This is a genomic window from Laceyella putida, assembly GCF_042665195.1.
Classification (GTDB): Bacteria; Bacillota; Bacilli; order Thermoactinomycetales; family Thermoactinomycetaceae; genus Laceyella; species Laceyella putida.
The window spans coordinates 1-8554 of record NZ_JBHTBW010000063.1 but is presented as its reverse complement, the minus strand read 5'-3'; the positions used below and the strand labels follow the sequence as shown (position 1 = coordinate 8554).

The following is an 8554-nucleotide window of genomic DNA, read 5'->3' as shown; positions in this document are numbered from 1 at the left end:
GACTCGCCGCCTAGCGTACTGGTCATAGGTACGCCGCCCATATGGGTACATGCAACGATGTTGTAAAACTGTATGGGATGGGCTGATGAGACAGCCCTGAACTTGGAAGTTGTCCAAAGCAGAAATGGATTGAGGACATGAACTATCCAAGAATCCCACGGCTTCAGCCGTGTGGAGTCTCAAAATAGGGTCATTCGACCAATCCGACGAATATAGGCTTTTAACTTAGAGCAAATATGGAAAGTCTTCCGTATACTGCATACGAATCAAGATCATAAAGGGGTTGTTAAAATGGAACATAAATATCCCATGCATTACCCGCACATGATGTGTCCACCTATGATGCCACACAAGATGCCACATATGATGGATCATGACATGCACAAAGCGTATTATCATTGTAAAAAAGCATGTAAGTACATGAAAAAAATGATGAAGCGCCATTGCCATATGCCACACTATAGGGAAAGTTCCTCATGTGGTTATACGTACGATGCGGTAGACGATTTTTGGGGACTGGGGTAAGCAACTATCGAAAAGAACAGATATATGCACGCCAAAATGTGATTGAACGCTGCATCAACCGCCTTAAACAATGGTGTGGCATCGCCACGCGTTTTGAGAAACGGGCGGTCTATTTTCATGCCGCTCGATGAATCGTTGCCTTCATCGATTGATTCATACATTGATGACCAGACAAGCCCTAGTGGACGCTTAAAGACAAACTATTTTTCCATCTTTGGCCACTTGTTTTTGGTGTACCAAACAGACCACTTTTGGCTGTTGTCGCTTGTGCTTCCCTGATATCATATAAAATGTTTTGTTGCTCAAGTTATAAATGAATTTGCACAAAACTATAAACAAATAGATATTTAAGCATTGCAAAAATAACCAAACCTTTATTTTTGGTAAAGACAGGGCAGAAACTACATTATGAATGACAATACTGACAATCCCTAATCCAGCACTTAATAGCATCTGTAAGATATTAATGATCAACCAACTACTGTTTAGTATCTCTGCAATGGCAACTTCTGTATAATGGGCAGGGATGCCATAGTAATTGAGATAGCTGGCTTTACTCACCCTTCATTTTTGGGGTTTTGATCATTAACAAACATCCAATCGTGAATATGATTCACCTCGCTAAAATCAATTTGGGGATTAAGCATGAAAAGAATGTCATACCCTACCACGATCGCCATACACATATTGGTGATGGTTTGCGTATCCACATCTGTTCGGATTTGTCCTAACTCCTGACCTCTTTTCACAATCATCCTTAAAAAATTTGACCACTGATCCTCATTCGATTCCAACCATTCACGAACAAACTCATTCTTACGGGAATGGATTAAGAGATGATAAAAAGCAAATGCCCAGGTCAAGCGATTTTGCCCTGAGCTCGAATGAATTTCATCTGTCACTCTTTCCAGAATGGCCCGGACATTGCAGTTGTCTTTGGATAATTCCTTTAGAATCTCTTCTGCCATCTGACCATGACCCCGATCCAAACGTGTACGCATCACTTCATACAGCAGTTCTTCCTTGCTTTTAAAGTGAACATAAAAGGACCCTTTGGTTCTTCCGATGCTGGTCATGATGTCGTCAATGCTTAACGCGTCAAATCCTTTATCGGCCATGAGTTGGAAAGTGGCATCAATGATTTTTCTTTTGGTTTCTTTACCTGTGGAGTATTTCATGTGATTGTCCCCCGCTCATTTATATTATAAATGTTTGGTATGATTCCATTGATTTTGACAAATATATATATATTATAATGAAATCGTACCAAACATACGGTTTGATATCAACGTTTAAATAAGGAGTGAATAGTATTGAAAATAAGAAAGTTGATTCCCGTGCTTTTCCTATTTGTTTCTGCTTTTTCATTAACGATCCTTCCGGCAACTGATGCATTTGCCACAACCTACAGTCAATATTACAATGCAACATTTTCTGACTCTGTTTGGATTGGTGGTGGTAAAGTTTTTAAAGCTACAGATACTTCAATTTATGTTACTGTCAATAAATCATCCAATGTTGAGTTATGTTACAAATTGTACAGTTCTTCTGGAACTCATTTAAAAACCACCTGTGTTGATCCCTATGAAAATCATATGGAATTAGGATACGATACAGTTGTTGGAAAACAATATAAAATACAGATTGCAAACATTACAAAAGCCTCGACAAGAGTATCAGGTACTGTTTATTACTAAAGCTCTAAAACAAAGACTTGAGGTCACAGGATCTCAAGTCTTTGTTCATTAAATGGAACATCAAAATTACCTTGATCTGAAATACAGGCTCCTGAAACACGGGTATCCGTATCATTCCTCGCTTGGTCAGCCCTCTTGACTTCACCTTCATGGCAATAGCCGACTCCAGATAAATAAACTTCTCGTCCTCAGCGACCTTCACCTTATTCACTATGGACCATTCCGCTTTCCTAACATCAGATGGTGGCCAAACTCGATGAGGCCTGCCGGACGCACCCGCCCCTTTTCCTCCAGTCCGATGAGCCACCCGAACGCCCTTTTCCGAATCACAGTCCACCGAACATCATGATCATGATAGTTGGTCACCTTGAGCCAATCATGTGATCGCTTCTTTGGCTTTAGGCAATCACCCAATTATGCATGGACAATCGTCTAGAACGTACACAGACAAATATAATATCGGGAAAACTAACATTGAGATAAGGAGGAACATACATTGAATCGAGAAACATATAGACAGATCCCCTATTCCTATCCTGGATCCATAGCTGCCCAGTCCTATGTCTATCCCTACACCATTCCAACAGTAACCTATCCCTATTTAAGCGGGGAGTACCCTAACTGTCCCTTTGAAGAATGTTATCAAGATTGCATAAATACGGGGATGTTTCACTCAGAAGAATGTAGGAGTAATTGTATATGGTGCCCATGCTGCAGGTGGTGACTGGTCATCTGTAAACCTTGTATTACTTGATCGTTTCTATTTGACCAACCCCGTACCTGAAGACAGGGGAAGTGGTCAAAGTATATTTCCGCATTGAAAGGAGAAGGTTGATGAAAATATATATCATTCACTTTGATAATTAGTAAAAGGTAATTATGCCGAAATGAGAAGCTTCTTTTGAACGCTTTGAGCAGTTTGGCAAATCTGTTGCTGTTGATTGGGAGCCAGTTTTAATGACGGTTCCTAATGAGTATAAAGATTTGCCGACAGAGGAGATTTTTTAATCTTTTTATCCAATATCCTAGTATTCAGTTCGGAAGCCAGACAGATATTCGAAGAACAGTTAGTACCTTATGGCGAATTTCTTACTGTGAATGTCGATAACAATGCTAATTTTGCTTTTAACGTAATGAATATCATATATGCTTTCGATGAAGATACTGCTGAAGTAAAACGATTTCCTAGCAGTGGACGCATCATGAGAATTATTAAGCATAAATTTGTTCCAGAAAAAGTAGGTGACCAAGTCATTTTTAAAATTCCACAAGATCCTGGTTCTATTTATGTTACAGATTCATTTGTAAAAAAGTATCATGAGCATAGGTTGACTGGACTAATTTTTAAGGAAGTTTGGAGTAACGAAGACTAGCAAAATGATTGACGTCCCCATGGGATCTTGTAAGTCTAGTTGCTTCACAAATTCCATGTAATTAAAAATAAACTCTGTATTTGACGCCAATAATAATGAAATACAGAAACTATTTGAATAAATCAGTAAGGCTTCTGGAATTGAACAAAAAATCTTACTGGTGATTAATTCTTTTTAATGATCTACTCCGCATTTTTTATTTCATAACATCTAGGTCGATGCTGGATATTGCTAGTTATGAAACATCTACCAAGCGATGTTGGACAAATGCAAAAGTTAGAGTCCTTCCTTTACAATCCCACCCCAAACAGATAAGCTGGAACCACATCGGGGAATACTATACTTAGATGATTATTGAACGACGTTAGCAATCGCGTCGTTCTTTTTTGGAGGGTACATATGAACCAAAACAGACAGCCCAACCGTTTGGCACGGGAGAAGTCGCCGTATTTGTTGCAGCACGCCTATAACCCGGTGGATTGGTATCCCTGGGGGGATGAGGCGTTTCAAAAGGCGAAGGCGGAGGACAAACCGATTTTTTTATCCATCGGCTATTCCACTTGCCATTGGTGCCATGTGATGGAACGGGAATCGTTTGAAGACGAGGAGGTCGCCGCCATCCTGAATGAACATTATGTCTCGATCAAGGTGGACCGGGAAGAGCGGCCGGATGTGGACCATATCTACATGACGGTGTGCCAGGCGATGGCGGGGCATGGCGGGTGGCCGTTGACGATTATCATGACGCCGGAGCAGAAGCCGTTTTTTGCGGGGACGTATTTCCCGAAGGAAGAGAAGTATGGGCGGATTGGCTTGAAGTCGCTGCTGAAGAAGGTGGCGGCGCTGTGGAAAGAGGAGCGCGCGCGGGCGACGGAGATGGGCGACCGGGTGGTGGAAGCGGTCCGGCAGTACCTGAATCCGGCGGAGGAGGGCGACTGGTCGGAAGGGGTCTTCGACCATGCGTTTGAGCAGTTCGCGAGCCAGTTTGATGACGTGTACGGCGGGTTTGGCGAGGCGCCGAAGTTTCCGCGCCCGCATGATTTGTTGTTCTTGCTCCGTTATTGGAAGTCGACGGGCGAAGAGGAAGCGCTCCATATGGTGACGCATACGCTGGATTGCATGCGGCAAGGGGGCATCTATGACCATCTCGGTTATGGCTTTTCCCGTTATTCTGTGGATCGGGAGTGGCTGGTGCCCCACTTTGAAAAGATGCTTTATGACAACGCCTTGCTGGCCATCGCTTATCTGGAGGCGTACCAAGCGACACAGGATGAGAAGTATGCCCAGGTGGCCAGGGAGATTTTCCAGTATGTCCTCAGGGACATGACCTCACCAGATGGCGGGTTTTATTCGGCGGAAGACGCCGATTCGGAAGGGGAGGAAGGCAAATTCTATGTCTGGACGCCGGATGAGATCGCCGCGGTGTTGGGTGAAGAGGATGCGGCCTTGTTCTCCGCTTGCTTTGGGGTGATGGAAGAGGGCAACTTCGAGCATGGCACCACGGTGTTGCACCAGATCGGCTTCAACTTGGAGGAGGCGGCCAAGGATCAGGGTGTGACCCCGGATGAGTTGGCGGCGAAGTTGAATCGGATGCGGGAACAGCTCTTTGAGGCCCGGGAAGAGCGGGAGCATCCGCATAAGGATGATAAGATCCTCACTTCTTGGAACGGCCTGATGATTGCCGCTTTGGCGCGTGGGGCGCGGGTCTTGGACGAGATGATGTACGCGGAAGCGGCCGGCGAGGCGGTGCTCTTCATCAAGGACAAGTTGATGCGGGAGGATGGGCGCTTGCTGGCCCGTTACCGTGACGGCGAAGCGGCTCATTTGGGGTATCTGGATGATTATGCCTTTTTGGTTTGGGGATTGATGGAGCTGTATGAAGCGACATTCCAAGCGGGTTATCTGGAGCTGGCGCTCACGCTCACGCGGCGGATGATCGCGTTGTTTGGGGACCCGGATGCGGGCGGCTTCTATTTTTACGGGCGGGATGCGGAATCGCTGTTGGTGCGTCCGAAGGAGATTTACGATGGGGCGACCCCGTCGGGCAATTCGGTGGCGACGTACAACTTGTTGCGCCTGGCCCGCCTCACGATGGATGAGGAACTGACCCGGGCGGCGGAACGGCAGATGAAGGCGTTTGCCAAGGCGGTCGATTCGTCGCCGATTTCCCACTCGTTCTTCTTGGTGGCGCTCCAATTCGCCCATGGGCCGGGGAAAGAGATCGTGATCTCGGGCCATCCCAACGATGGGGCGACCAAGGAAATGATCCGCGTCGTGCAGCGGGCGTATCTGCCTGAAGCGGTGATTGCGCTGTCGCCGCGTGGGGAAATGCCGACGACGATGAAGTTCATGACGCCGTCGGTTTTGGAGAAGCCGGCCGATGCCGACGGACCGTTGGTCTTCATCTGCGAGAACTTCGCCTGCCAGCGCCCGATTCAGGATGTGAAGGAGCTGACGGAGAAGTTGGCCTCCTCTTAGGCGGAAAGGAACCCACTACTCTGTAAAATTAAAATAAGTAATCTCCATTACAGATTAAAGAACTTGATTATAATGTTACACATTATATATTTTATTGGTACATCACTTATCTAGAGTGGTGTATTTTTTTGTTTTTACTGACCTCTAAATGACCTTATTTGCTACTATGACCATACAATTTAGTTAATAATTTACAGCGATATGCTGTTGCGGTATAATCAGAACAAATATTCATAAAACATATATTCTTATCGGAGGTGTTTTCGTTTAAAGTTTTTTCTATCTGTGCGGCAAGTCCTGAGGAGACTGCTAAAATTGGTATCGGCACAGACCAGCGCTGTTTCCAAAGCTCTTGTGTATCGTTGTTATAATTTTCAAATTCAAAAATGTAAATATCTCCGTGTTCAAAATGGATAACGGGAGCTTTTTGTATTAAGTAACAATCTATCATTTGGTCCCAGACTGTTGTGACGATAACATCCGTTTCTGGAATGGACTCTGCCAAGCCATGCCCGAATGGTACTTGAATGTAATTGGCTTTAACCTTGATCCAAGTAGGCTCAGGGTCGTAACAAACGATATTCACTTTATGACCGCGTTTAACCAAATAGTTGGTATATTCTAAGACGATTTTTTTAAGTCCCTACATATCTTCATATTTGAGCTGCCATACCTAACCAAATATCAGCCTGTTTTGCTAACTCGTTGTTTTTATAAAATAGATTCTAGAAAGCGTTTGTTGTGCAAAATACTAGGGCAATCAGGTAAATGTTTCCGGGCAATCTCGTTATGGGCATAGGCTAAAACATGGTTGCCTAATTGTGAATAACAAACGCACAACTGTAAATGAGGAAGCCATGTCCAGCATGCATGATTGAGCAATCCCCAACTTTCCACAGGTTTTTCTAGTTGTGTAGCTAATTTATACCAGAAAGCTGCCATTCGATACTGTTTTTTATTTAAAAAGTGATACCCGAGTCTGCAGCAAAACTCCGCACGTGGAGTGTCATATTCAAAAGATTTATAAATATATTGGAGTGCACTTTCTTGATCACCAAGATGGTCAAAACAATCGGCCAGTTTTCCGCAAGCGGAAATATTGTATTCAACCCAACCCTTCTTCGTTTCTAAAAATTTTTCATAGTATTCGATAGCTCGTTCATAATATTGATGATCTAGTAACTCATTAGCATAATAAAATAAATCTCTTGGCAAAAATTCTTCTCCTCGAGCCAACCGCTTCTCATAGATCCGAAGATTTCTTTCAGAGTCGTGATGTTGATGTAAGGGTTTATGGGTTACAGTGATGTCGCTGTTAAGTATATTCCCCAAAACTTCCAGATACTCGTGAACAGCCCCATGCCACCTAAAGTTATTTTTCCTTTTTACAAGTCGATTGCGGCGAAGGCTGGTTGTTACCATTCCATTTTCATCAGTAGCAAGACTATATATCATAGTAACAGAGTCAACGTTAGGATCAAGCGTATCCTTTAAGGTAGAAAACTTTTTGCGATCATCTTCCAATAGCACATCATCAGCGTCTAACCAAAAAATATAGTCCATGGTTGCATGCTGGAAAGAGAAATTCCGTGCAGCAGAAAAGTCGTCAATCCAGGTGAAGTCGATTATACGGTCGGTAAATTGAGAAACAATTTCTTTGGTTTTATCGGTAGAACCCGTGTCAACGATGATAATTTCATCGACGAGATTTTTCACCGATTCTAAACATCTTGCAATGGTCTCCTCTTCATTTTTTACAATCATGCAAAGGCTAACGGTAATCAATTTGGAACGCTCCTTTACCATCGATTTTCTTTCTATGTGAAAAAATCGATCACCACCTCAATTCCAAGGTATACATGAAATTGAGGGGTGATTGATCGAAACAATTTCACTTTGATTTTGTGAGGGTTCCATATTCATTCGAAGCTAATTTAATTTTTTAAGAACAATAGAAGCGTTTACGTTTGCTTGTGTGCCTCCTACCAAAGACGCAAGGCCAACTGCTGCAGCAGAAGAATGATTATGAAGGGTAAGAACATCGCCGGCTGCTATGGCGATTATAGCCTGACCGTTGTTTTGCTGAGTGCCGGCACCTGAACCGTAGACTGTTCCCGCAACCGGCAAGCCATTTAAAAATAGTGCGAATTGGTTGGGTTCTGTACCCGACACGGAGAAAGTAACCTCATATTCTCCCGGAGTGGTAACTAAAATTGGAGCGGTTCCGGGGATATGCGTAATTCCAGTTGTAATTATTCCATTTGTATCAAAAATGACAGGAGCCTCTATAGCTACCGTTTGAGGAGTTAGGTTGTAAATATACGCGTATTCGGCTAATCCAGCTCCAGTAGCCCCCGTAGCGCCTGTAGCTCCTGTTGCCCCTGTAGCTCCTGTCGCCCCTGTAGCTCCTGTAGCGCCTGTTGGTCCAGCAGGTCCCAGTGGTCCCGTAGCGCCTGTAGCTCCTGTTGCCCCTGTAGCTCC

7 protein-coding genes are annotated in these 8554 nt (G+C 44.0%); 3 read left to right on the top strand and 4 right to left on the bottom strand.

What is annotated here, in order from left to right:
* Positions 1 to 1082: 1082 nt before the first annotated feature.
* A complete protein-coding gene (locus ACFQNG_RS17810) occupies positions 1083 to 1703 on the bottom strand; it encodes a TetR/AcrR family transcriptional regulator (RefSeq protein WP_379867140.1) in 621 nt (206 codons plus the stop codon).
* A gap of 135 nt (positions 1704 to 1838) precedes the next feature.
* Between ACFQNG_RS17810 and ACFQNG_RS17805 the strand changes: the two genes are divergently transcribed.
* From ACFQNG_RS17805 to ACFQNG_RS17795, 3 genes are all read left to right on the top strand, one after another.
* A complete protein-coding gene (locus ACFQNG_RS17805) occupies positions 1839 to 2222 on the top strand; it encodes a hypothetical protein (protein ID WP_379867138.1) in 384 nt (127 codons plus the stop codon).
* Between the two features lie 1094 nt (positions 2223 to 3316).
* Positions 3317 to 3595 carry an imm11 family protein gene (locus ACFQNG_RS17800; protein ID WP_379867136.1) on the top strand — a complete coding sequence of 93 codons (279 nt, stop codon included), beginning with the start codon at positions 3317 to 3319 and terminating at the stop codon, positions 3593 to 3595.
* Positions 3596 to 3994: 399 nt separating this feature from the next.
* Entirely contained in the window at positions 3995 to 6073 is a 2079-nt protein-coding gene (locus ACFQNG_RS17795) for a thioredoxin domain-containing protein (RefSeq protein ID WP_379867134.1), read from the top strand.
* 154 nt (positions 6074 to 6227) lie between these two features.
* On the opposite strand, the gene ACFQNG_RS17790 is transcribed toward ACFQNG_RS17795, so the two are convergent.
* From ACFQNG_RS17790 to ACFQNG_RS17780, 3 genes are all read right to left on the bottom strand, one after another.
* Positions 6228 to 6680, bottom strand: a complete 453-nt coding sequence (locus ACFQNG_RS17790) for a hypothetical protein (RefSeq protein ID WP_379867132.1) — start codon at positions 6678 to 6680, stop codon at positions 6228 to 6230.
* A 104-nt stretch (positions 6681 to 6784) separates the two neighbouring features.
* Positions 6785 to 7858 (bottom strand): tetratricopeptide repeat-containing glycosyltransferase family 2 protein, encoded by a 1074-nt coding sequence (locus ACFQNG_RS17785; RefSeq protein WP_379867130.1) that lies wholly within the window; start codon positions 7856 to 7858, stop codon positions 6785 to 6787.
* 144 nt (positions 7859 to 8002) lie between these two features.
* Positions 8003 to 8554: BclA C-terminal domain-containing protein (locus ACFQNG_RS17780; RefSeq protein ID WP_379867129.1), on the bottom strand; the 552-nt coding region annotated here is incomplete at its 5' end.

What these genes read in the sequence shown, in the direction of transcription:
- ACFQNG_RS17810 (WP_379867140.1), bottom strand. Translation starts at nt 1,703, where the DNA reads ATGAAATACTCCACAGGTAAAGAAACCAAAAGAAAAATCATTGATGCC.
- ACFQNG_RS17795 (WP_379867134.1), top strand. Translation starts at nt 3,995, where the DNA reads ATGAACCAAAACAGACAGCCCAACCGTTTGGCACGGGAGAAGTCGCCG.